This window comes from Actinoplanes sp. NPDC051861 (assembly GCF_040681145.1).
Taxonomy (GTDB): domain Bacteria; phylum Actinomycetota; class Actinomycetes; order Mycobacteriales; family Micromonosporaceae; genus Actinoplanes.
In genome coordinates this window covers 99,673-123,050 of sequence record NZ_JBFAYE010000013.1, presented here as the reverse complement: position 1 = coordinate 123,050, position 23,378 = coordinate 99,673, and the positions used below count along the sequence as shown (strand labels likewise).

19 protein-coding genes are annotated in these 23,378 nt (G+C 71.2%); 12 read left to right on the top strand and 7 right to left on the bottom strand.

The window, feature by feature from the left end:
• Positions 1 to 63: 63 nt before the first annotated feature.
• Positions 64 to 2,550, bottom strand: a complete 2,487-nt coding sequence (locus tag AB0M02_RS29245; protein ID WP_364232437.1) for a DUF3516 domain-containing protein — start codon at positions 2,548 to 2,550, stop codon at positions 64 to 66.
• A gap of 201 nt (positions 2,551 to 2,751) precedes the next feature.
• Here AB0M02_RS29245 and AB0M02_RS29240 point away from each other — a divergent pair, with 201 nt between their 5' ends.
• Both AB0M02_RS29240 and AB0M02_RS29235 read left to right on the top strand, forming a co-directional pair.
• Positions 2,752 to 3,327 (top strand): DUF1707 domain-containing protein, encoded by a 576-nt coding sequence (locus tag AB0M02_RS29240; protein WP_364232435.1) that lies wholly within the window; start codon positions 2,752 to 2,754, stop codon positions 3,325 to 3,327.
• Positions 3,328 to 3,361: 34 nt separating this feature from the next.
• Complete coding sequence (locus AB0M02_RS29235; protein ID WP_364232432.1) at positions 3,362 to 4,825, top strand: GGDEF domain-containing protein; 1,464 nt, start codon at positions 3,362 to 3,364, stop codon at positions 4,823 to 4,825.
• 8 nt (positions 4,826 to 4,833) lie between these two features.
• On the opposite strand, the gene AB0M02_RS29230 is transcribed toward AB0M02_RS29235, so the two are convergent.
• The 5 genes from AB0M02_RS29230 to AB0M02_RS29210 all read right to left on the bottom strand — a co-directional run bounded on the left by AB0M02_RS29230 (position 4,834) and on the right by AB0M02_RS29210 (position 11,662).
• Positions 4,834 to 5,796, bottom strand: coding sequence for a glutamate ABC transporter substrate-binding protein (locus AB0M02_RS29230; protein ID WP_364232429.1), 963 nt, complete (start codon positions 5,794 to 5,796; stop codon positions 4,834 to 4,836).
• Positions 5,793 to 7,052, bottom strand: a complete 1,260-nt coding sequence (locus AB0M02_RS29225; protein WP_364232427.1) for a hypothetical protein — start codon at positions 7,050 to 7,052, stop codon at positions 5,793 to 5,795. Before AB0M02_RS29225 ends, AB0M02_RS29230 begins: the two co-directional genes overlap by 4 nt.
• Positions 7,053 to 7,227: 175 nt before the next feature.
• Positions 7,228 to 9,705 (bottom strand): class III lanthionine synthetase LanKC, encoded by a 2,478-nt coding sequence (lanKC, locus tag AB0M02_RS29220; protein ID WP_364232424.1) that lies wholly within the window; start codon positions 9,703 to 9,705, stop codon positions 7,228 to 7,230.
• 67 nt (positions 9,706 to 9,772) lie between these two features.
• Positions 9,773 to 10,870 (bottom strand): hypothetical protein, encoded by a 1,098-nt coding sequence (locus tag AB0M02_RS29215; protein WP_364232421.1) that lies wholly within the window; start codon positions 10,868 to 10,870, stop codon positions 9,773 to 9,775.
• Between the two features lie 75 nt (positions 10,871 to 10,945).
• Entirely contained in the window at positions 10,946 to 11,662 is a 717-nt protein-coding gene (locus AB0M02_RS29210; protein ID WP_364232418.1) for a class I SAM-dependent methyltransferase, read from the bottom strand.
• A 98-nt stretch (positions 11,663 to 11,760) separates the two neighbouring features.
• On the opposite strand from AB0M02_RS29210, the gene AB0M02_RS29205 reads away from it, so the two are divergent.
• A complete protein-coding gene (locus AB0M02_RS29205; protein WP_364232415.1) occupies positions 11,761 to 11,952 on the top strand; it encodes a CsbD family protein in 192 nt (63 codons plus the stop codon).
• 45 nt (positions 11,953 to 11,997) lie between these two features.
• On the opposite strand, the gene AB0M02_RS29200 is transcribed toward AB0M02_RS29205, so the two are convergent.
• A complete protein-coding gene (locus AB0M02_RS29200; RefSeq protein ID WP_364232412.1) occupies positions 11,998 to 13,344 on the bottom strand; it encodes a lysine 2,3-aminomutase in 1,347 nt (448 codons plus the stop codon).
• Positions 13,345 to 13,476: 132 nt separating this feature from the next.
• Between AB0M02_RS29200 and AB0M02_RS29195 the strand changes: the two genes are divergently transcribed.
• The 9 genes from AB0M02_RS29195 (at position 13,477) to AB0M02_RS29155 (ending at position 23,304) form a co-directional block, all read left to right on the top strand.
• Complete coding sequence (locus AB0M02_RS29195) at positions 13,477 to 14,496, top strand: L-erythro-3,5-diaminohexanoate dehydrogenase (protein ID WP_364232409.1); 1,020 nt, start codon at positions 13,477 to 13,479, stop codon at positions 14,494 to 14,496.
• A 5-nt stretch (positions 14,497 to 14,501) separates the two neighbouring features.
• Positions 14,502 to 16,043 (top strand): amidohydrolase family protein, encoded by a 1,542-nt coding sequence (locus AB0M02_RS29190; protein WP_364232407.1) that lies wholly within the window; start codon positions 14,502 to 14,504, stop codon positions 16,041 to 16,043.
• A gap of 7 nt (positions 16,044 to 16,050) precedes the next feature.
• Positions 16,051 to 17,604 (top strand): lysine 5,6-aminomutase subunit alpha, encoded by a 1,554-nt coding sequence (locus AB0M02_RS29185; RefSeq protein WP_364232404.1) that lies wholly within the window; start codon positions 16,051 to 16,053, stop codon positions 17,602 to 17,604.
• Complete coding sequence (locus AB0M02_RS29180) at positions 17,601 to 18,335, top strand: OAM dimerization domain-containing protein (protein ID WP_364232402.1); 735 nt, start codon at positions 17,601 to 17,603, stop codon at positions 18,333 to 18,335. The genes AB0M02_RS29185 and AB0M02_RS29180 overlap by 4 nt, the downstream gene beginning before the upstream one ends.
• On the top strand, positions 18,332 to 18,694 hold the full coding sequence (locus AB0M02_RS29175) for a hotdog domain-containing protein (RefSeq protein WP_364232399.1): 363 nt from the start codon (positions 18,332 to 18,334) through the stop codon (positions 18,692 to 18,694). The genes AB0M02_RS29180 and AB0M02_RS29175 overlap by 4 nt, the downstream gene beginning before the upstream one ends.
• Positions 18,691 to 19,935 carry a glutamate mutase L gene (locus AB0M02_RS29170; protein WP_364232397.1) on the top strand — a complete coding sequence of 415 codons (1,245 nt, stop codon included), beginning with the start codon at positions 18,691 to 18,693 and terminating at the stop codon, positions 19,933 to 19,935. Before AB0M02_RS29175 ends, AB0M02_RS29170 begins: the two co-directional genes overlap by 4 nt.
• Positions 19,936 to 20,350: 415 nt before the next feature.
• Complete coding sequence (lnt, locus tag AB0M02_RS29165) at positions 20,351 to 21,955, top strand: apolipoprotein N-acyltransferase (protein ID WP_364232753.1); 1,605 nt, start codon at positions 20,351 to 20,353, stop codon at positions 21,953 to 21,955.
• Positions 21,952 to 22,740: a polyprenol monophosphomannose synthase gene (locus AB0M02_RS29160; RefSeq protein WP_364232395.1), complete on the top strand. Its 789-nt coding sequence runs from the start codon at positions 21,952 to 21,954 to the stop codon at positions 22,738 to 22,740. Before lnt ends, AB0M02_RS29160 begins: the two co-directional genes overlap by 4 nt.
• 54 nt (positions 22,741 to 22,794) lie before the next feature.
• Positions 22,795 to 23,304, top strand: coding sequence for an FxsA family protein (locus tag AB0M02_RS29155; protein WP_364232393.1), 510 nt, complete (start codon positions 22,795 to 22,797; stop codon positions 23,302 to 23,304).
• Positions 23,305 to 23,378 lie beyond the last annotated feature (74 nt).

The window sequence follows — 23,378 nt, the reverse complement described above, 5'->3', positions numbered from 1 at the left end:
GCTGAAGTCTCCGTCATGGAGAGAGAGCGGGTGCGGGCCCGGGTTGTGAAGTGCTGTCACCCGTCAGCGGGGGCCGACCGCCGTCACCCTGATCGCGGCGGAGCCGGATTCGTCGGAGGCGGACAGGTCGACGAGGGCTTCGATGCCCCAGTCGTGGTCGCCCTCGGGGTCTTCGAAGATCTGGCGGACCGTCCAGGCCTCGGTGCCCTGCTCGATGTGCAGGAAGGCTGGGCCGCGCGCCGCCGGGCCGGTGCCCATCGACGAGTACTCCTCGAAGTACTCGGTGATGGCCTTCTGCCAGCGTTCGGAGGTCCAGCCGGCCTCGGCGTCCAGTTCGCCGAGCAGGTCCCAGCGGCGCAGGGCGGCGAGTTCGACGCGGCGGAACATGGCGTTGCGGACCAGGACGCGGAAGGCGCGGGTGTTGCGGGTGACCGCGGGTGGTTTGTCGTCGATGCGGACCTCTTCGACGGCGGCGCCGGGGTTGCGCAGGCGTTCCCATTCGTCGAGGAGGCTGGAGTCGACCTGGCGTACGAGTTCGCCGAGCCATTCGATGAGGTCGGTGAGTTCCTCGGTGCGGGCGTCCTCGGGGACGGTCTGGCGCAGCGCTCGGTAGGCGTCGGCCAGGTAGCGCAGGACCAGGCCCTCGGAGCGGGACAGGCCGTAGAAGGAGATGTACTCGGTGAAGGTCATGGCGCGCTCGTACATGTCGCGGACCACGGATTTCGGTTTCAGCTCGTAGTCGGCGACCCACGGGTGGCCGCGGCGGTAGGTCTCGTAGGCGGCTTCGAGGAGTTCGCGCAGCGGCATCGGCCAGGTGACGTCCTCGAGGAGTTGCATGCGCTCCTCGTACTCGATGCCCTCGGCCTTCATGGCGTTGACCGCCTCGCCGCGTGCCTTCTGGCGCTGCGCGGAGACGACCTGCCGCGGGTCCTCCAGGGTCGACTCGATCACCGAGACGACGTCCAGGGGATATTCAGGGGACTCACGGTCGAGCAGCTCCAGACACGCAAGCGCAAACGGCGACAATGCCTGATTTAATGCGAAATCGAGCTGCAAATCCTCGACCAGGCGGTATGTCCCGGCCGAGACGCGTTCGATCACCCCGCCGGCGATCAAGGCACGAGCGATCGCAATGGCGCGGCGAATATGGCGGCGCTGCGCAGAAGGATCTTCGTGGTTCGACGTCAGCAAATGCTTCATGGCGGCGAACGGATCACCGCCCCGGTTCATCACGTTCAGCAGCATCGCGTGCGACACCTGGAACGACGACGTCAACGGCTCCGGATCGGCCGAGACGAGACGGTCGAACGTGGGCCGCGCCCACCCGATCTGCCCCTCCGGCGGCTTCTTGCGCACCACCTTGCGCCGCTTCTTCGGATCGTCACCGGCCTTGGCCAGCGCCCGCTCGTTGTCGATCACGTGCTCCGGGGCCTGCACGATGACGGTGCCGATCGTGTCGTACCCGGCTCGGCCGGCCCGCCCGGCGATCTGGTGGAACTCCCGGGCCTTGAGCAGCCGGGTCTTCACCCCGTCGTACTTGGACAGACCGGTGAACAGCACGGTCCGGATCGGCACGTTGATGCCGACGCCCAGGGTGTCGGTGCCGCAGATGACCTTCAGGAGGCCGGCCTGCGCCAGGGTCTCCACGAGGCGGCGGTACTTGGGGAGCATGCCCGCGTGGTGCACACCGATGCCGTGGCGCACCAGCCGCGACAGGGTGCGCCCGAACCCGGCCGTGAACCGGAAGCTGCCGATGGCGGCGGCGATCGCGTCCTTCTCCGCCCGGGTGCTCATGTTGATGCTCATCAGCGCCTGGGCGCGCTCCAGAGCCGCAGCCTGGGTGAAGTGCACGATGTAGACCGGCGCCTGCCTCGTCGACAGCAGTTCCTCGATCGTCTCGTGCAGTGGCGTCATCGCGTACTCGAAAAGGAGCGGGACCGGACGCTCAGCGTTGCTGACGACGGCGGTCTCGCGCCCGGTGCGCCGGGAGAGATCCTCGACGAAGCGGGTGGTGTCGCCGAGCGTCGCGGACATCAGGATGAACTGGGCCTGCGGCAGCTCGATGAGCGGCACCTGCCACGCCCACCCGCGATCCGGCTCGGCGTAGAAGTGGAACTCGTCCATGACCACCTGGCCGACGTCGGCCTCGGCGCCCTCGCGCAGCGCCAGGTTGGCCAGGATCTCCGCGGTGCAGCAGATGATCGGGGCGTCCGCGTTGACGCTCGCGTCGCCGGTCAGCATGCCCACGTTGTGCGCGCCGAAGGTCTGGCAGAGCGCGAAGAACTTCTCGCTGACCAGAGCTTTGATCGGTGCGGTGTAGAAGGTCGTGCGCTCGGAGGCCAGCGCCGCGAAGTGCGCGCCGGTCGCGACCAGGCTCTTGCCCGAGCCGGTGGGGGTGTTCAGGATGACGTTGGCGCCGGTCGCGATCTCGATGAGCGCCTCCTCCTGATGCGGGTACAGGGTGAGGCCCTGTTCCGTCACCCAGGACTGGAAGGCATCGAAGACGGCGTCGGGTTCGGCGTTACCCGGAAGGCGATCGGTCAGCGTCATGATCCTGCAAGTCTGTCAGTTCGCCCCGAACACCGCGTACAGGGGACCGGCGATCCCACCGGCCAGGCTCACGACGGCGGCGACCACGGCCACCGCCGCTCCGATTCTCTTTCTCATGATCAGCAGCCTTGACGGCCGCGGTTGCCGCACCGGTGCGGGCGGGGTTGCCGTTCGGTTGCGGTGAGTGGTTAGGTTCGCCCCGTGGGGATTCCAGTGCCGGCGCGTCCTTCGGACGGCGACCGGGAGCGGGTGGCTGAGCTTCTGCAGCAGGCGTGCGGTGAGGGGCGCCTCACTCTTGAAGAATTCAGCGTACGGGTCGGAGCCGTCTGGTCCGCGGAGAGCGAGTCCGAACTCGCGCTGGTGACCAGGGACATCGCCCCGACACCGGTGGTCGGGTCCGCCCGCACCGTCGAGAAGATCGTCACCGTGTTCAGCCAGACCAAGCGCCGCGGCCGCTGGCGGTTGCGCAGCCGGCGTCTGGGCACCTACACGGTCTTCGGCTCCACCAAGATCGACCTGCGGGACGTGGCCACCGCCGAGGACGTCATCGAGATCAACGGCTGCTGTGTCTTCGGCGAGCTGAAGATCATCGTCCCGCAGGGTGTCGAGGTCGAGGTGACCGGCGTCGTCGCGCTGAGCAGCCAGGAGACGCGTCTCGCGGCGGTTCCGCGCCTGCCCGGCACCCCCGAGATCCGGGTACGCGTGACGACCTGGTTCAGCAACCTCGAGATCCGCTCCCGCCCGCCGTCGCTGGAGCCCGCCATCCAGGACGACTGACCCGATTGGGTCAGTGTGTCCGCGTTCACGCTGCGTGACACACAGTTCGCCCGCGGGCCTGCCGACGGTTCGGCCATGTCACCACGCGGGATCCGCCTGTTCCTCGGGGGCGGCGGCGCTTGCCGTCGCCGCGTCCTTCCTGGCTTACGACACGGGCCCGGGTGACGTCCTCTACTTCGCCACGTATGTGGCGCTGTGCGTGGCGGGCTGGCTGGCGGCTCGCCGCGTCACGGCCACCGACCGCCGCCCCTGGACGCTGGTCGCCACGGCGCAGACGCTGTGGCTGCTCGGCGACGCGATCGAGATGGCCTATTCCGTCCTGCGCTCCGCGGTGCCGCCGGTCGGTGTCGCCGACGCGTGCTGGCTCGCCGGGTACGCGCTGCTAGCCGTCGCCCTGACCATGATGGCCCGCCGCCGCGCGCCGGGCCGCCTGCGCAGCGCCGTTCTCGACGGGCTGACCCTGACGGTCGCCGCGGCGCTGGCGAGCTGGCAGTTCCTCATCGTGCCGACGCTCGGCCAGGGATACACGACCGCCGAGGTCGTGATCCCGGCGCTGTACCCGGTCGCCGACGTGGCGCTGCTCGCGGCGATCCTGTTCATCGCGCTGTCGCCGGGTGACCGGGGCGCGCCAACTCGCCTGGTCCTCGCCGCCGTGGTGCTCTACCTGGCGATCGACATCTCCTACAACGTGCTGCCGTACTTCCTCGACTACGAGCTGGTGGCCCGCCTCGGCGCGCTGATCATGCTGGGCAACGCGTTGCTCGTCGCGGCGTGCCTGCACCGCGGGCGCGCCGAGCTGACCACCGCCGGGCAGCGGGCCAACGTGCTGCATCCCTCCCGTGTCCTCTTCCTCGGGCTGGCGTTCCTGACCGCGCCCACGCTGACGCTCTTCCAGTCGGGCCTGCAGCGCAACGCCGTGATCGCACTGGCCGCCACCGCGCTGAGCACCGCCTTCGTGCTGGCCCGCTTCACGATCGCGGTCCGCGAGCAGGAGCGGGCCCAGGCGCGGCTCGCCGAGCAGGCCCGCCGGGATCCGCTCACCGGCCTGGCCAACCGGACCGTGCTGGCCGCCGAGATGGAGCGCGAGCAGTCCGGCCCGGTCGCCGCCCTCTACCTGGACCTCGACGGTTTCAAGGAGGTCAACGACGCGCATGGGCACGAGGCCGGCGACGAGGTGTTGACCACCGTGGCCCGGCGCCTGTCCGGGATCGTGCGCACCGGCGACCTCGTGGTCCGGCTCGGCGGCGACGAGTTCGTGCTGCTGTGCCCGTCGCTGCCGGGCCCGGAGGCCGTCCGGCTGGCGGAGCGGATCATCGCGGAGGTGGCCCGGCCGATCCCCTTCGGGGAGCACCGGCTGGAGGTCGGCGCCAGCGTCGGCATCGCCGCCCACGGCCCGGACGCGGTGCCCGGCCGGCAGATGCTGCGCTCCGCCGACGCCGCGATGTACGAGGCCAAGCGCGCCGGCCGAGGACGATGGGTGCTGGCACAGCCCCGGTAGACCGCTGCTCAGTCCCGGTAGACCGCCGCCGGCGGCCGCGCCGGGCCGATGCGCGAGGCCAGCCAGCGGTCGTAGCTGCGCTGCCACGTCCCGTCGGCTCGGTTGCGCTCCAGGACCGCGTTGACGAACCGGACCAGCTCGGGTGAGTCCTTGGAGACGCCGACACCGGCCGGCTCGTCGGAGACCGGGGTGCCGATCACCTCGGTCGCCGGGTCCTGCGCGGCCAGCCCGGCCAGCAGCACGTCGATCGTGGAGACCGCGTCGACCTGGCCCTGCTGCAGCAGCACCAGGCAGTCCAGGGTGCTGTCGGTGCTGACCGGGATCGGCTTCGACGGCTGCGCCGCGATCTTGATGATGCTGGTGCTGCCGCGGGTGGCGCACACCTTGCGTTTCGCCAGATCGGCGAACTCCTTGATGCCCTCGCCCCTGCGGACCAGCAGCCGCTGACGGGAGCTGAGGTACTCGGTGGAGAACGACACCTTCTGCCAGCGTTCGCAGGTCATCGTCATGGTCCGGATGACCAGGTCGACCTCCTTGCGCTCCAGCACCGGGATCCGGTCGGCCGTGGTGATCGCCCGGAACTGCACGGCGCCGCGGTCGCCGAGCATCGCCTCGGCGATCTCGCGGGCCAGGTCGATCTCGAAGCCGGCCAGGTCACCGGTCTGCGGATCGCGGAAACCGAACAGGTAGGCGTTCTGGTCGATGCCGACGATCAGCCGGCCGCGCTGGGCGATCCGGGCCATCGCGGTATTCGAGGGCATCCGGCCCGGACGCGGCAGCGCACCGGTGGGGCGCAGGCTGGCCCGGGGCACGCAGGACGGTGCCGGTGCGGCGCTCGGCACCTCGGCCGGGTCCTGCACGTTCTGCGGCAGCGGCAGCACGGCCTCCGCGGGTGCCTCCCGGACCTCGTCGGGTGCGCTGCAGGCAGCGACCATCAGGACGAGAGCCACGCCGGCAGCCCTGAGCTTCATCGGTATTCTCCGATCCGCGGCCGGAAACCCAGGACCACCGCTGCCAGCTGCCCGGCGGTGAGCAGCAGGACCAGCGCGGTCAGCCCGGTCAGCGCGCCGGCGGCCCGGCGGGCACGCTCCCGAACCCGGTCGTTCGCGGCGGTCAGTGCCGCGTCCAGGGTCATGTCGAGCTCCCGGAAGGTCTGCGAGAGCCCGGCGGGTTCGGGGTCGGTCGCCATCGCCACGGCCGCCCGGTAGTCGCCGGTGTCGTCGTGTTCGCGCATCTCGCCGTGCAGCTGGGTCCAGCGTCTCAGCGGGATATCGGTGCCGGCGATGCTCACCCGCCCCAGCGTCCCGGTCAGCTCGTCGAAGACCCGGGCGTAGTCCTCCTCGAACCGCGCCCCGTTCCCCCGGGCGATCAGTGTCAGACCCTCGTCCGCGCGCGCCTGCAGCGCCGAGCGCCGGGCGGCGGCGAGGTGCAGCACCTGCGACGAGCCCTCGGTCTGCCCGGCCCGCGCCTGCTTCCCGGCGGCGTTCAGCGCCACGGTGGTCCAGCCGAGTGCGACCACGGCGACCAGGAACGCCGCGATCAGGCCGCGGTTGAACAGCCGATTGGTGCGCCGGGCCAGCAGCACCTGAGCGGCGACCAGCGCGGCCAGCCCGGCCAGGCCGCTCAGGTAGACGGTGATGGGCGTGCCGGTGGCGTCCCGCTGGGCGTCGATCACGCGCCGCTGCGCGGCCGCCAGCAAACCCTGCGCCTCCGGCAGGAGGGTCTGGCGCATGAGGGTGGAGGCTTCCATGAGGTACGCGCCTCCGAGCGGCAGCCCGAGCCGGTTGTAGGAGCGGGCCGTCTCCACCAGGCCGGTGTAGACGGGCAGCCGGTCAGCGAGGGTCCGCAGCCGCACGGCGTCCTCGTCGTCGGCCTCCCGCAGCGCGACGGTGAGCGCCGCGGTCGCGCGGGCGATGTCGTCGAGGTAGCGTTTGCGCAGCTCGGCCGGCTCGACACCGGGGGACAGGAAGGCGGTCGCCGCGGTGGCGTCGGCGTCCGAGAGTGCCCGGTAAAGCTCCTGAGCGCGCCCGCTGAGTGGCCCGCTGACCGCGGTGACGTCGTGCATCAGTGCCTGCCGCTCGCGGACGGCGGCCAGCTGCGCGGCGCCGGCGGCCAGCCCGAGGGCGATCAGCGCGGCCGCCACCAGACGGTAGAGCTGCGGTGTCGTCAGCCGCCCGGCGGCCTTCGGTGCGACGTCGGGCGCGAGCAGGACAGCCGGCACAACCACCCCCGGTGCTCCACAGGAGACTCAGCGCAACCGAGGGTGCACCATGCCCGCAACAGCGCCCGGAGCCGGGGCGGGCTCCGGCCGCTGCCGCGGTCAGAGGCAGAGGAGAAGGCTCAGACCGCTGTCGGTGGACGAGCCGGCGGTGAGGCCCTGCTCGGGCTCACCGATCTCGTCGTCAGCGGACAGCTCTTGCAGCGCGAGGATCTCTTCCATGCGGTATCCCTTCGAGTCGCTTTCCCTTGCCGGCCGGTAGCGGCCGGAGACCGATGAGGGGGGTGACCAGGGGAAGGGCCGGGCGCCGGAGAGTGGCCAGGGCGAGCAGCACGCCCGCTGTCCCGGTGTGCAGGTCCATCGAGAGCCGGCGCAGGCTGGTGCCGGGGTACGCGACCCCGTCCGCGTACCCCGCCGCGTGCAACCGCAGCCCGGCCAGGTGCCGGTCCGCGTCGGTGGTGACGGTGAGCAGCCCGGCCCGCCCGTTGAGCAGTCCGGGATACACGGTGAACGCCGCCTCGCAGGCGCGCAGCAGCTCCGGCAGTTTGCGGACAGCGAGCGCCGTGGGCCGGTGACGGGCGAGCTCGGCCAGCACCACGGCGACACCGGCGCTGCCCTGCTCCAGGTAGGGCAGGGTGGTCTCGCCGTCGGCCACCGCGAGCCCGTGCCCGGTGTCCACACATCCGGCGAGTGCCTGGTCGAGGGCGTGCTCGGCGCGAGACAGCCAGCCGGCGGCGCCGGTGACGGTGTGCAGGCGCAGGAACGCGAGCGCGACACCGGCCGCGCCGTTGAACAGGCCCGGCGGCAGGGCGTCCGGGTCCAGGCCGTCGGCGAGGGCGGTGGCCCGTGCGGTGAACCGGTCGTCGTGCCGGCTCTCCGCGAGGTCGATCAAGGCCAGCGCCGCCCCGGCCCGGCCGTGCGCCAGGCCCGGCCCGCCGACCCGGTCGTCGGGGCAGCCGGCCAGGACGGCGTCGGCCTGCGCGGGCTCGCCGAGCAGCTCCAGGGTCCACGCCACGCCGTGCGCGCCGGTCCAGAAACCGGGGTGGGCGGGCGGCTCCTCGCGGACCCGGTCGAGCAGCCACTGCCGGTAGTGTCCCGGGACCTGCTCGCCCGCTGCGTGCAGGGCGTACAGCACACCGCAGGCGCCGTGGCCGAACCCGAGCCCGCCGCTGTCGAACTGCTCGACGTCACCGGGGAAGAGCCGGTCGGTGCGCTCCGGTGTGGCGCTGGCGTGCACGGAGCGGATCAGCGCGGCTCGCAGCCCGGCGGCGTCGGTGATCGGGTCGGCGGGCCGGGCCCGGTAGCGGCGCTCGCCGGAGCGCAGGGTGCGCCGCAGCGACTCCAGGTCGGCGACCGGCACGCCGAACCACTCGTGCACCCAGTCGAGCTGATCGTCGCCGACCGGCGGCACCAGCTCGTCCATCGCGGCCAGCGGCAGCCACAGCCACCACCTGATGGCGGCGAGGGCGTAGTGGTCGACGGCGGTGCCGCGCAGCTGCGGATGGCGGAACCCGGGCGTGCCGAGCGCCGGGCGGTGGTCCTCGCCGGCCGGGAAGGCGACCTCGGCGTCGATCAGCACCGGGTTGTCCTCGTCGTCGACCAGGACGTTGCGCGGGTGCAGGTCGCCGAAGACCCAGCCGCGCTCGTGCAGGCCGGCGACCACCCGGGTGAGCCGGTCGGCGAGGGCAACGGCGCGGCGGGCGTACGCGGCGCGCTCCTCGGGGCTCGTCTCGGCGTGCAGCGGGTAGTGGCGGGCCATCCAGCGGCCCAGGTGCACGCCGGGCACGTCCTGCATGGCCAGGAACGTGTGCTCCCAGGCGGTGAACAGCTCGTGCACGCGGGGCACGCCGGGCAGCCCGGCGAGCTCGGACCACACCCGGTGCTCATGGCGCAGCCGCTGCACCGCGTCCACCCCCCGGTCGTCGAGGCCGGCGTGCGGGCGGGCCTCCTTGAGCACCACGGCCTGCTCGTCGGCGATGCGGGTGGCCCGGTAGACGCCACCGCCGTTGGAGAAGTGCAGGGCCCGGGCGACCCGGTAGGGCAGGTTCCCGCCGCCGGTGCGGGCCGCCAGGTGCGGGGCGAGTGCCTCGGGGACCGTCACCCACTCCGGGACGGTGAACGCGGCGGTGCGGCGGTCGGGGACGAGCGTGCCGTCGGGCCGGCGTATCGCGGCGACTCGCCGGCCGCCGTCGGTGGCCCACATCGGGCGGAAACCGCCGTAGCGCACGTAGAGCGGGCCCTTGCCGATCCGCAGGTCGCTGAGCACGTACGCGCCGGGCCGGCCGCCCAGCTTCGCGTCGAGGGCGGTCAGGGCGGCGGCCAGGCTCTGCTCGTCCGGCGGGTAGACGGTGACGAACTTGCCGCTGGCCCCGCGCGGCGCGTACTTGCTGTTGCGGCGCAGCAGGGCGACGGGGGAGACCAGGTGCTTGTAGGCCAGGGCGTGGCGTACGCAGTAGTCGTGGACGTTCTGCAGCACCTCGACCGCGGTGGACGCGACGGCCGACACGTGGATCTTCCAGCCCTGCTCGGGCAGGACGGACTGCTCAGGGCGTACGTGGCGCCACTCCCGTTCGAGCCGTGTCACCCAGCCCGGCGGCGCCGGCGCCCAAGTGGCGTAGCCGTCCCCGGGCTGCCCTCCGATGTCGAAGAACGGCCCGGGCACCTGACAAGCCTGGTCATAACGGACATCCACAGGGACTAACTAATCACGGACCCGGCCGGCTTCGTGATCAGCCACGCAGACGGAGTGTCCGTTTCACCTTCCCGGTGGCCCGCTCGGTCAGTCGCTGGAAGCGTTGCTCGTAGCTGTGGTCGACCCGGTCGCCGAGCGACTCCGCGTGGCCGAGCATCCCGATGATGGCCTCGATCGCCGCCGCCAGGACCTGGCTGTCGCCGAGTTCCGCGGGCGCGGGCCCGGGAGCCTCCCGTACGCCGGCCGGCCGCAGTTCGCTGAGATCACCGACGATGTCGCACGGGTATTCGGCGAGTTCCTTGATCTGCTGTTCGGCGAGGTCGAGCACCCATTCCGCGCGGTCCGGCCCGACGCGCAACGGCACCGTGTTGCCGCTCTTTCGCAGAACGGCGTTGACCAGATGACGCTGCACCACTTTCTGGTACGGCGTGCGATGCGGATAACGGTCGCCGAGCGCCTGATTGACCCGGCGCAGCACCTCGGTCTCGGCCGCGCCCAGTGAGGTGTTCGCGGTGGGCTCGCCGATCTCGCAGACGCCGTCCGGGATGCCGAGGACACGCGCGAACCGCTGCCACAGGGTGCCGTGCGGCGCCCCCGCCGGCGGAACCGTGATCAGGTGCCGGTGCGCGGCCGGGACCAGGTCGCCCCAGCGGCGCAGCATCCGGTTGCCGGTGTGCATCTCCCAGAACGTCTCGAACCTGCCCTGCTCGACCGCGCTGAGGAAGGCCTCGAAGGTCCAGATGTTGCGGGACCGGATGCTCTGCTGCCACATCGACGGGAACGTGCGCCACAGGTCGCGGGTGGCCACCACGATGTGCACCTCGGCGGGCGCGAGACTGGACACCGCCCGGGCCGCCTGCGCCGGGGTGGCGCCGCCGAGCGCCTCGTTGCTGATGACCACGTCGCCGTGCCAGCCGGCGGCCTTGGCGGCCAGCCGGTCCCAGGTCCAGGTGGCGGCGGGGTCGCGCCACGTCACCTCGCGCAGGTCGGTCATCGCCTGGTCGTGTGCGGACGCGCTGCCGGGCAGCAGAATTCCGGCGCGTTTCAGTGCGCTCCTGTTCTGGAAGAGCACATTCTGCACAAAGGTGCTCCCGGTCTTCGGGGCGCCGATGTGAAGGAAAACGCGTTTTGCCATCCGTGCAGGATGGCACATCGTAAGGGCCGCTCGAATGACCGGGTTTACAACTGAGAATTAAGTGTTACGACACCTTCAATTAACGAGATCCGCCCGCGCGCATTCAGTGTGATAGGGCATGTCGAAACTGCCGCGGCCGAGCAGCGCGGGGTGGGTGGCCAGCAACTGCCGGACCTGCGCGAGCACCGCGGCGCGCTCGTCGGCGGGCAGCAGGATGATCCCGCTGCGGGAGGCGACCAGGTCCAGCAGCTGATCCGGTTTGACGGTGTTGGCCCAGGAGAACACCGTGGTCGCGGCGGCCCCGAACGGCTCGGTGATCCGGTTGCCCCGGTCCAGCTCGGCGCCGCCGATGATGCCGCCGAGCCGGGCCACCCAGTCGGCGGTCTCGTCGCGCACGTTCCAGATCAGGCCGAGCCGCCCGCCCGGAGTCAGCACCCGGGCGATCTCCGGCAGCGCGCGCGCCGCGTCCACCCAGTGCCAGGCCTGCGCGACCAGCACCAAGTCGACGCTGCGGTCCGGCAGCGGGATGTTCTCCGCGTCGCCGAGGTGCGCGGGCACGCCGGGCAGCACCCGGCGCAGCTCGCCGAGCATCCCGGCGGACGGGTCGACCGCGACCACGTCCAGGCCGCGGTCGCGGATCTGCCGGGTGAGCTTGCCGGTGCCGGCACCGAGGTCCAGGACGCGGGGCTCGCCGCCGGGCAGGAGCCAGTCCAGCGCCTCCTGAGGGTACGGGGGACGACCTCGCTCGTACTCCTCGGCAGCCGCTCCGAACGACGACGCGTGGTCATTCATGGTGATCACCGTACCCGCGCATTTCGTTTCGACTCGCTGCTCAGCGGGCATCACTGTGAGGAGTCAGTAACGAGCTGCGCGACCACGGAGGGTTGACGATGAGCATCGCCGACAAGGTCAAGAACAAGGCCGAGGAACTCGCCGGCAAGGCGAAGCAGGGCATCGGCGAGGCGACCGACAACGAGCGCCTCTACGCCGAGGGCCAGGCCCAGGAGACGCGGGCGCACGCGAAGCAGGCCGGTGAGCACGTGAAGGACGCCGGGCGCGACGTCCGCGACGCCCTCAGCTGATACCGAAGTGACGAAACGGGCCCCGGGTATTCCCGGGGCCCGTTCTCATGCGGCCTGTTCCTGCTCCTGCTTGCGCCACCAGTCCTGCCCGGCCTGCGGCAGCGTGTCGATCGGGTCGTAGTACGCGTACAGCTTGCTCAGCGCCTCGCTGTCCTCGGCCTCGATCGAGGTTCGGTAGTTCTTCGTCCAGTACGAGATGCCGTTCTCCCGGTCGTACTCGGCGACCATGTGCACCCAGCGCTTGCCGACGAACGGGACGTCGCAGACGATCCGCGGTGTCGCGTAACCGGGCAGGTAACCCATCAGGTCGTGCTGCAGCTGCTGGGCGTGCCAGACCGGCACCCGCCAGTGCTCCGCGTTCGGGATCATGTCGCACATGTAGAAGTAGTACGGCAGGATGCCGGCCTCGCCCTGCAGCGCGAAGCAGAGGTCCAGCAGGTCGCCGGTCGTCGCGTTGACGCCACGCATCAGCACGCCCTGGTTGCGCACGTCGCGGACACCGACCTCCAGCAGCGTGCGCACGGCGCGCGCCACCGACGGGGTCAGCGAGTTCACATGGTTGACGTGCGTGTGCACGGCCAGGTTGACCCCGCGCCGCTCGGCCGTCACCGCGACCCGGTGCATGCCCTCGACCACGTCGTCCTGCAGCCAGTGCTGCGGCAGGCCCATGAGCGCCTTGGTGGCCAGCCGGATGTCGCGCACGGTCGGCACCGACAGCAGCCCCATCAGGTAGGCCTCGAGCTGCTTCCACGGCACGTTCGCCACGTCGCCGCCGGAGACCACCACGTCGCGGACGCCGGGGTGGGCCTTGAGGTAGTCGAGGTGTGCCGCGTAGCGGTCGACGGGCTTCTGGACGAGCTTGAGCTTGGCGACCGCCGGGGTGCTGTTGCCGACCAGGTCCATCCGGGTGCAGTGCCCGCAGTACTGCGGGCAGGTGGAGAGCAGCTCGGCGAGCACCTTGGTGGGGTAGCGGTGGGTGAGGCCCTCGGCCACCCACATGTCGTGCTCGTGCAGGGAGTCACGGCTGGCGTTCGGGTGTGACGGCCAGTCGGGGAGGCGGTCGGAGGCGACCGGGAGCATGTAGCGCCGCACCGGATCCGCCATGAACGACGCCGTGTCGGGCGTGCGGTCGGGGACCATGGTGTTGAGCATCTGCGGCGGGATCAGCATCGACATGGTGGCCAGCCGCTGCTGGTCGGCCTCCAGATCGGCGTAGAAGGTCTCGTCCAGCAGGTCACCGAGGACGGCGCGCAGCTGCCTGACGTTCTTCACGCAGTTGACCCGCTGCCACTGGGCCGACTGCCACTGGGCGGCGGTGACGTCACGCCAGCCGGGGAACCGGGTCCAATCCGGCTCGATCAGCTCACGCCGCTGGTACTCGTACGGCTGCACCGGCTTCCTCCCTTGTCAGCTTGTGGCTGGTCGCCAACGTACTGGAGAATCTCCGGTCTAGCCATCCATGATACGAAAGATTTACGGTAGACCGGCGAGCGACGACAGATGTTTCCTGTGAGGGGGATGGGTATGGCGGGGTCCGTGGGCCTGGCGAGAGTGCTGGAGCCGGCCGGTGTGCTACCGCAGGCGGCCTGGCGGCTCGACGCCTCACCCGAGATCGGGCCGGACGAGGTGCGGATCCGCGTGCAGCGGCTCAACCTCGACGCCGCCAGCTATCGGCAGCTCGCGGGCAAGCATGAGGGCGACGGCGCGGCGATCCGGGCCGAGGTGTGCGAGATCGTCGCGACGCGCGGCAAGATGCACAACCCGGTGACCGGGTCCGGCGGGATGCTGATCGGGGTCGTCGAGGAGGTCGGGCCGGAGTCGCCGCTGCCGGTCAAACCGGGGGACCGGGTGGCCACCCTGGTGTCGCTGACGCTGACCCCGCTGCGGATCACCGACGGCCTGGCCGGCTGGGACGGGCTCAGCGAGCAGGTGCCGGCCGACGGGACGGCGATCCTGTTCGGGCGCTCGATCGTCGGCGTCCTGCCCGACGATCTCGCTCCGGAGCTGGCCCTGGCCGTCTACGACGTGTGCGGGGCGCCCGCGCTCACCGACCGTGTCGTGCGGCAGTACCCGGGCAACGCGACCGTGGCGGTTCTCGGCGGGGCGGGCAAGAGCGGGTCGCTCACCCTCGCGGCGGCAAAACGTGCGGGTGCTCGTACCGTGGCTGTGGTTGTCAGTGAGAAAGAGCGCGAGGCGCTGCAGGGAGCCGGACTGGCCGACCGGATCGCGATCGCCGACGCCCGGGACCCGGTCGCGGTGGCGGAGGCCGTCGGGGAACCCGCGGACATCACCGTCGTCTGCGTGGACGTGCCCGGCTGCGAGCACGGGGCGATCCTGGCCACCGCACCCGGCGGCACCGTGATCTTCTTCTCGATGGCGACCAGCTTCTCCGCCGCCGCCCTCGGCGCGGAGGGCCTCGCCGCCGACGTCACCATGCTGGTCGGCAACGGTTACGTGCCGGGGCACGCCGCGTTCGCCGTCGATCTGCTGCGCGGCGTTCCCGCGGTGCGTGCGTTGTTCGAGGCGCGGATCGCGGCAGACTGACGCGCATGACTCAGACTCCCCTGGTCCGTTACCTGAACGGTCGCATCTACTCGCCCGCCGACCCGCGCGCCACCGCGATGCTGGTCCGGGGCGGCACCATCGAGTGGCTCGGCGACAGCGCCGCGGCTCCCGCCGCCGACCACACCGTGGACCTGGACGGCGCGCTGGTCACCCCGGCGTTCGTCGACGCGCACCTGCACGCCACCGACACCGGGCTGGCCTTCGACGGCCTGGACCTGTCCGGGGTGCGCTCGCCGGCGGAACTGCTGGACGCGGTGGCGGCGTTCGCGGCGACCCGGCCGGCGGACGGCGTGGTGCACGGGCACGGGTGGGACGAGTCGACCTGGACGGTCATGGTGCCGCCGACCGCCGCCGAGCTGGAGCGCGCCGGCGGCGGCCGCCGGGTCTACCTGTCGCAGGCCTCGGTGCACTCGGCGCTCGTCTCCTCGTCGCTGCTTCCGGCCGCGCTCGGCGTGGACGGCTACGACGAGTCCGGCTGGGCCCGGGAGCAGGCCCACCACGCGGTGCGCGCGGTCGCGCTCGGTTCGCTGACTCCCTCCCAGCGGGCCACCGCGCAGACGACCGCGCTGACTCGCGCCGCCTCGATGGGTATCGCGGCGGTGCACGAGTGCGCCGGGCCCGGCACCTCCAGCGAGGAGGACTTCGCGTCGGTGCTGAGGCTGTCCGGGCAGGGACTGCCGCAGGTGTTCGGCTACTGGGGCGAGCTGGGCGGTGCGGAACGGGCGCGGGACCTGGGCGCGCACGGTGCCGCCGGAGATCTGTACGCGGACGGAGCCCTCGGATCCCGCACCGCGTCGGTCCGCGCGCCCTACCTCGACGGCGACCACGGCTGCGGCGAGGCGTTCGTGACCGCCGAGCAGGCCGCCGAACACCTCCTGGACTGCATCCGGGTCGGCTTCCAGGGCGGTTTCCACGCCATCGGCGACGCCGCCATCGAGACTGTCCTGGAGGGTTTCGCGATCGCCGCCAAGTCGGTCGGCGTCGACCGGCTGCGCGAGGGGCACCACCGCATCGAGCACGTCGAGCTCATCGACAAGGCGATGATCGCGCGGATGGTCGAGTTCGGCGTGGTCGCCTCGGTGCAGCCGGTCTTCGACGCGCTCTGGGGCGGCACCGACCGCATGTACGCACAGCGCCTCGGCACCGAACGGGCGCTGGCCAGCAACCCGATCGGGGCGATGCACGCGACCGGGGTGACCCTGGCGTTCGGCTCGGACTCGCCGGTGACCGCTCTCGACCCGTGGGCGATGGTCGTGGCCGCCGCCGCGCCGCGCAACCCGCGGTTCCGGATGACCGTCCGGTCGGCGTTCGCGGCGAGCAGCCGGGGTGGCTGGCGTGCGGCGGCGGTCGAGGACCGCATCGGCGTGCTGGCGCCGGGGCACTCGGCGACGTTCGCCGCCTGGGACACGCCGGGCGGGCTGACCGACGGGCTGCCGGCGCTGCTGCCCGACATCGAGGGCACCGTGCCTGAGCGGCCGGTCTGCCGCCGCACGGTGCTGCACGGCGAGACGATTTTCGAAGATTAGGAGCATTGTGGCCGGGAAGCTGGATCTTGACCCGCGGTTGGTCGCGCGGGCGCGGGCGCTCGCCGAACGGGCCGGGCGGCCCGTCGTCGACCTCGCGCGGTCGCACACCACCGTGTCGGTGGAGCGGGCGGTGCTGCGCCTGGCCGGGGTGCACGGCGCCGACACCGACGGGATCCCGTGGGTGAACCGCCTGGTCGACGCGGTGCGCGCGGACGTGGGGCTGGGGCACGGTGTGGCCGTGCCGGTGTTCCACGCCCTCGCGACCTCGGGCGTCGAGGACGTGACCGTGCTGGCGCAGAAGGCGGCGGCGGGTGCGGTGCGGTTCGAGATCCCGTCGCGCAAGCCGGAGATCACGGCGGCGCGGCGGGCGGCCTCCCGGGCGGCCAAGGCGGGGATCAGGCTGATCGACCGGCGGCGGGCTGAGCGGGAGCGTTTGATCAAGAGGTACGGGGATCCCGCTCGGCGTCCATGGATCTACCTGATCGTCGCTACCGGGGACATCTACGAGGACATTCCTCAGGCGCAGGCGGCTGCTCGGGCGGGTGCGGACATCATCGCGGTGATCCGGTCGACCGGGCAGTCTCTCCTGGACTACGTGCCTGAGGGTGCTACTCGTGAGGGGTTTGCCGGAACCTATGCGACTCAGGAGAATTTCCGGCTCATGCGGGCGGCACTTGACGAGACTTCTCGCGAACTAGGGCGATATATCCGACTTACCAACTATGCTTCTGGCCTCTGCATGCCGGAGATCGCTGCTCTGGCCGGCATGGAGCGTCTGGACATGATGCTGAACGATTCGATGTACGGTATTTTGTTCCGCGATATCAACCCGATCCGGACATTTGTCGATCAGCGATTCTCGCGGCAGGTCCACGCGCGCGCCGGGATCATCATCAACACCGGTGAGGACAACTACCTGACCACCGCTGATGCCGTCTCCGCTGCGCACACGGTGACGGTCTCCCAGCTGTTGAACGAGTACTTCGCCCACGAGGCGGGGCTTGCGGACTGGCAGCTCGGGCTGGGGCACGCGTTTGAGATAAATCCGGATTTGCCGGACTCGTTCCGGCTCGAGCTGGCGCACGCGCTGCTGGCGCGGGAGCTCTTCCCGGACGCGCCGCTGAAATGGATGCCGCCGACCAAGCACATGACCGGCGACGTCTTCCGCGGCAACCTGCTCGACGGCTTCTTCAACCTGGCCGGCGCCCTCACCGGTCAGGGCATCCTGCTCGTCGGGATGATGACCGAGGCGGTCGTCACGCCATGGCTCTCGGACCGCGACATCGCTCTGCAGAACGTTCGCTACGTGCTGGGCGCCGCCGGCAACCTGCACGAGGACTTCATGCCGGGCCCGTTCATCCGCTCCCGTGCGGCCGAGGTCCTGGGCGAGGCCGTCGAACTGCTCGAACGGATCGTCGACGACACCCTGCTGGACGCCATCGCCGACGGCACCTTCGGGATCATGAAGCGGCCCGCCGATCGGGGCAAAGGTCTCGACGGCGTCGCCGCGCACGAGGACGGCTACTTCAACCCCGTCACGTCGGCCCTGGAGGCGCTGTGACCATCATCCGGCCCTACGGGGACACCACCGGGGACGGGATGGTGCAGCTCTCCTTCACGCTGCCGATCCCGCACGACAAGCGCGCCGAGGGTGCCGCGCTCCAGCTCGCCGGCAAGATGGGCATGGACCCGGCGATGCTCGTGCACGCCAAGCAGATGGGCGACGGGTACACGTTCTTCGTCGTCTACGGCAAGGTCGGGCACCTCGTCGACACCGACAGGGTGCAGGTCGTCGAGCGTGACTTCCCGCTGCTGAGCGCGAAAGAGGTCAACGCCACGATCAAGCGGCGGCTGCGGCGGCGGCTCAACGTGGTCGGCGCCTGCATCGGCACCGACGCGCACACGGTCGGCATCGACGCGATCCTCAACCTCAAGGGCATCGCGGGGGAGAAGGGCCTGGAGTACTACTCCGAGCTGTCGGTCACCAACATGGGTGCCCAGGTGTCGGTGCCGGACCTGGTGGAGACGGCGCGCGAGAAGAAGGCGGACGCCGTACTGGTCTCCCAGGTGGTCACCCAGCGCGACGCGCACCTGCAGAACACCCGGGCGATGTCGGCCGCCTTCCGTGAGGCGCTGCCGGCCGGCCGGCGCCCGCTGCTGATCGTCGGCGGGCCGCGCTTCGACGAGCTGATGGCACCGGAACTCGGCGTCGACCGGATCTTCAGCCGTGGCACCACACCACGGGAGGTCGCCTCCTATCTCGTACACGCCCTGACCGGGAGCTCTTCATGATCACTGTCACGCACCGCCGGTATGTGCCGTACTCGCACGCCCACTACGCCGGGAACCTGGTCGACGGCGCGTACTCGCTCGGCCTGTTCGGCGACGTGGCCACCGAGGTGTGCATCCGGCTGGACGGCGACGAGGGTCTGTTCGCGTCCTACGACGACGTGCAGTTCAAGGCGCCGGTGCAGGCCGGGGACGTCCTGGAGGTCACGGCCACGGTGGTGAAGATGGGGACCCGGTCGCGGCGGATCTCGTTCGAGTCGAAGGTGGTGTGCCGGGGGAGCGGCGGGTCGGCGGCGACCGTGCTCGACGAGCCGATCGTGGCGGTCACGGCGGTGGGCACCGTGGTGGTGCCGGCCAAGTGAACACCGCGGTTTGCGTGGACGTCGGGTCCACGTACACCAAAGCCGCTCAGATCGACCTCGACGGCGCGCGACTGATCCGCCGGGCGGAAGTGCCCACCACCTCCGGTTCTGATGTTCTCCGCGGGCTGGACGCGGCGGTGGCGGCGGTGGGCGGCGGAGAGCACCTCTATGTCTGTTCGTCGGCCGGGGGTGGGCTGCGGCTCGCCGTGGTGGGTTACGAGGCTCTGGTGACCGCTGAGGCCGGGCATCGGGTGGGTCTGTCGGCAGGGGCGCAGGTGGTGCACGTGGCGTCGGGTCCTCTCGACGCCGGGGGTGTTCGTGCGCTGCGTGCCGCTCGGCCGGATGTGATCCTCCTGGTCGGTGGCACGGACGGTGGTGACAGTTCGGTGCTCCTGCACAACGCCTCTCGGCTTGCCAACGCTCGCCTCCGGCTTCCGATCGTGCTGGCCGGCAACGCCGACGCTCAGGCTGCCGCTCGCGCCCTATTATCCGAAATTTCGGTTATATCAGCCTCTAACGTGCTGCCTCGCATCGGTGTCCTTGACCCCCTGCCTGCCCGTGCCGCCATCCGTGACGTCTTCCTCCGCCATGTCATCGGTGGGAAGCGGCTCTCCCGCGGGCGTCGCTTCGCCTCGCTCGTGTCCGCCGCTACCCCGGACGCCGTGCTGGCCGGAGTCGAGCTCCTGGCCGATCTGACCGGCACCGGCGTCCTGGTCGTCGATGTCGGCGGGGCCACCACCGACGTCTACTCCGCGCTGGTCCCCGACGCGGAGATCTCGACCGGCCCGCGCCGGGACGTGGCCGGCACGCTCTGGCGCTCCCGCACGGTGGAGGGCGACCTGGGCGTGGCCGTGGGTGCCGACGGAACCCGCGCCGCCGCTCTGGCGGAGAAACTCCCGTCACCCGGCGACGATCAGGAACTGGCCGCCGCCGCGGCGGTGATCGCGCTGCGCCGGCACGCGCGCGGTCACTCCGCCGGGCCCGGTCAGCCGCGCACCGGCGGACGTGATCTTCGTGACATTCGTCTCGTCGTCGGTTCGGGCGGTGTCCTGCGGCATGGCGGCGGTGAGCGGGTCCTCGACGCGGTTCTCGGCGACGTCGTCGGCGGCTGGGCGCCACCGGAACGTGCCAAAGCTGTGATCGACGATCAATACGTTCTCGCCGCCGCCGGACTCCTCGCAGTCGATCATCCGCAGGTCGCGGGCGCACTGCTCGGTGACGCGATCGGTATGCGTGCATGACACGCCGATGAACGCGACACGCCAGGATGCGGACTGCTGGTTGACAGGTGGGCGGTGTGGGGACGTACCGTCTTCAGGTCGTGTTCACGGCGAGCGGTAGCGATAGCTCCGTTCCTTCACCCACTGGCCGCAGTCCTCGCAGGGGTCGCGCGTTCAGCCAGGTCCAGGGGGTGAGGGTGCGCGGAGAGGCGCGGACCGGGCCGCGATCAGGTGATCCCTCGGGGATCGCGCGACGGCCAGTAGACAACGGCACGGAGCGGGCACCCGGCTCGCGGCGCGTCGGTCCGAAGGTCGGGGTGCGATATCCGAGCCCACCGGCCGAGGACAGACGGAAGCACTCGAGGGGCGTGGCCGAAACGTGGCCGCGCCCCTCCGTCGTCGCAGGCCAAGGGCGGGTAGCCTGCCTGGCGTGGAAATGACGATGCCGCCGCCCGCCCTCGCTTCGCCGGGCAGCCCCGCCGACGAGCCGCCGCGCCCGCTGCGGCTGCCGGTCGCCGTGGCTCTGGCGGTGGCCGCCGGGCTGGCCGTGCTCGCCGCCCTCCCGCCCTACGACCTGTGGTGGCTCGCCCCCGTCGGCGTCGCCCTGCTCGCCGCGGCCGTGCACCGGCGCCGTCTCCGCGCGGGTTACGGGCTCGGCGTGCTCACCGGTGCGGCATTGTTCGTGCCGCTTCTCCAGTGGACCAGCATCGCCGGTGACTGGCTGCCCTGGATCATCCTGGGCGTCTCGCAGTCGGCCATCCTCGGGCTGATCGGCCTCGCCGGCGCCTGGACCTCGCCGCTCGTGGACCGGTGGCGCTGGCTCTGGCCGCTGGTGGCCGGTCTGCTCTGGACGGCTCAGGAGGCGCTGCGCGACCGCGCCCCGTTCGGCGGCTTCCCGTGGGGGCGGCTCGCCTTCAGCCAGGGTGACGCGCCGTCGCTGCGGCTCGCCGCGATCGGGGGCGCGCCGCTCGTCACGTTCGTGGTCGCGGCGGCCGGTGGTGCCCTCGTGGCCGTCTTCTGGAGGCGCTCTCTTCTCGCCGCCGGTGGGTTCGCCGCTGTCGCCGTTGTTCTGATGGCCGCGCCGGCCGCTGTCCCGCTGACCATGCCGTCCGGTGAGACCGCCACGATCGCACTCGTGCAGGGCAACGTGCCGCGCCTCGGGCTCGACTTCAACGCGCAGCGGCGGGCCGTGCTCGACAACCACGTCAACGCCACCCGCCGGCTGGCGGCCGACGTCGCGGCCGGCCGGCAGAAGAAGCCCGATCTGGTGGTCTGGCCGGAGAACTCCAGCGACATCGACCCGCTGCGCAACGCCGACGCGGCCGCCGCGATCTCCGGGGCCGCCGACACGATCGGCGCACCCATCCTGGTCGGCACCCTGCAGCGCACCGACAAGCCCGGCGACATCTACAACGTCGGCATCCTCTGGAACCCCACCACCGGCCCCGACCTGGCCCAACAGTATGCGAAACGCCACCCCGTCCCGTTCGCCGAGTACATGCCGCTGCGCTCGATCGCGCGGCTGGTCAGCGAGAAGGTCGACCTGGTGCGCAACATGCTGCCCGGCGACCACCCCGGCGTCATCGACACGGGCGACGGCGGGATCGTGGGGGACGTCATCTGCTTCGAGGTGGCGTACGACGGGATCGTCCGGGACACCGTCGACGGCGGGGCGCAGCTGCTGGCCGTACAGACCAACAACGCCACTTTCAACGAGGCCGAGGCCCGCCAGCAGCTCGCCATGGTCCGGCTGCGTTCCGTCGAACACGGGCGGAACGGGCTGATGGTGTCCACCGTTGGGGTGTCCGGTTTCGTGGATGCCGAAGGCAAGGTTCATGATTCGACCGGTTTCAACACGGCTGCGGTGGTGGTCCGTGACATCAACCTGGGTGGACCGCGTACGCTGGCGACTCGTTCGGGCATCTGGCCCGAGGTGATCGTCGTCGTTCTGACGGTGATCGCCCTCGCCGCCGTGCTGCCCCTGCGCCGTCGGCGCGAGACTGACAGCAGCAACGGCGAGCAGGCTACGGAGGAACGGTGACTGCGGCGGAAGGCTACCCGGGAGTCGGACGGGTCCTCGTGATCATCCCGACCTACAACGAGGCGGACAACGTCCGGTCGATCACCGAGCGGACCCGCACGGCGGTGCCGGACGTGGACATCCTGGTCGCCGACGACAACTCGCCCGACGGCACCGGCGCGATCGCCGACGAACTCGCCGTCGCGGACGACCACATCTTCGTGCTGCACCGGGCCGGCAAGGAGGGGCTGGGCGCGGCGTACAAGGCCGGGTTCGCCTGGGCCAAGGACAAGGGGTACGACGCGGTCGTCGAGATGGACGCGGACGGTTCACACGCGCCTGAGGAACTGTCGAAGCTGCTCGACGCCCTCGCCGGCAACGACGTGGTGCTCGGCACCCGCTACATCTCCGGCGGCAGCGTGCACAACTGGCCGATGCACCGGCTGCTGCTCTCGCGCGGCGGCAACATCTACATCCGGATGGCACTCGGGATGCCGTTCAAGGACGCGACGGGCGGCTACCGGGCGTACCGCATCGGCGTCCTCGACAAGATCGACGTCGCGACGATCGCCTCCACCGGCTACTCGTTCCAGGTGGAGATGGCCTGGCGTTCGTACCGGCAGGGATACCGCATCGTCGAAGTGCCCATCACGTTCACCGAACGCGAACACGGCGTCAGCAAGATGAGCGGCAACATCTTCAAGGAACAGCTGCTCAGGGTCACCCTGTGGGGCGCGCAGGCCCGCAAGGAGAGCCTGCTGGGTCTCCTCAACCGCAAACCGCGACAGGGTTCCACCTGGCCGTGAGGTGGCATGCTTGACCCGGGCCCGGATGTCACGGGCCCGGGACCGGAGGACGTTGTGAAGCGGCGAAACAGACTGGCCTACCTACCGATCGCGTTCCCGCTCCTGGCGTTCGCGGAGATCACGGTCTTCCTGCTGGTGGCGCACGCCATCGGCACGCTCCTGGCGGTCCTCCTCCTGGTGATCTCCACCATCATCGGCTTCACCCTCCTCCGCCGCGAGGGCATCCGCGGCTGGCACGCCTTCCAGGACGCCGCCCAGGCCGGCCGCCCACCCGGCCCCGAGGTGTCACACTCCCTGGTCGGCCTGGCCGGCGCCCTCCTGCTGGCGATCCCCGGCTTCGTGACCGCCGTGGCCGGCCTCCTCCTGCTCCTCCCACCGGGCCGCACCCTGGCCCGCCGAGGCATCGAACGCTTCGCCCAGCGCAACCTGGGCGGTGCCGTCACGGGAGACCTCTTCGGCCCCCGCCGAGTCCGCGTCCACCCCGGCACGCCGGTAACAGTCGTGGTCCCAGACGACACCCCACCCCCACCCGCCGGAGCCATCGAGGGCGAAATCGTCCGCTGACGTCCCCGCCCACCCGCCGCTTGTGCCCTCGTCGACGGCCCACCCCCACGAGCCGTCCGACAGAACCCTCCCGC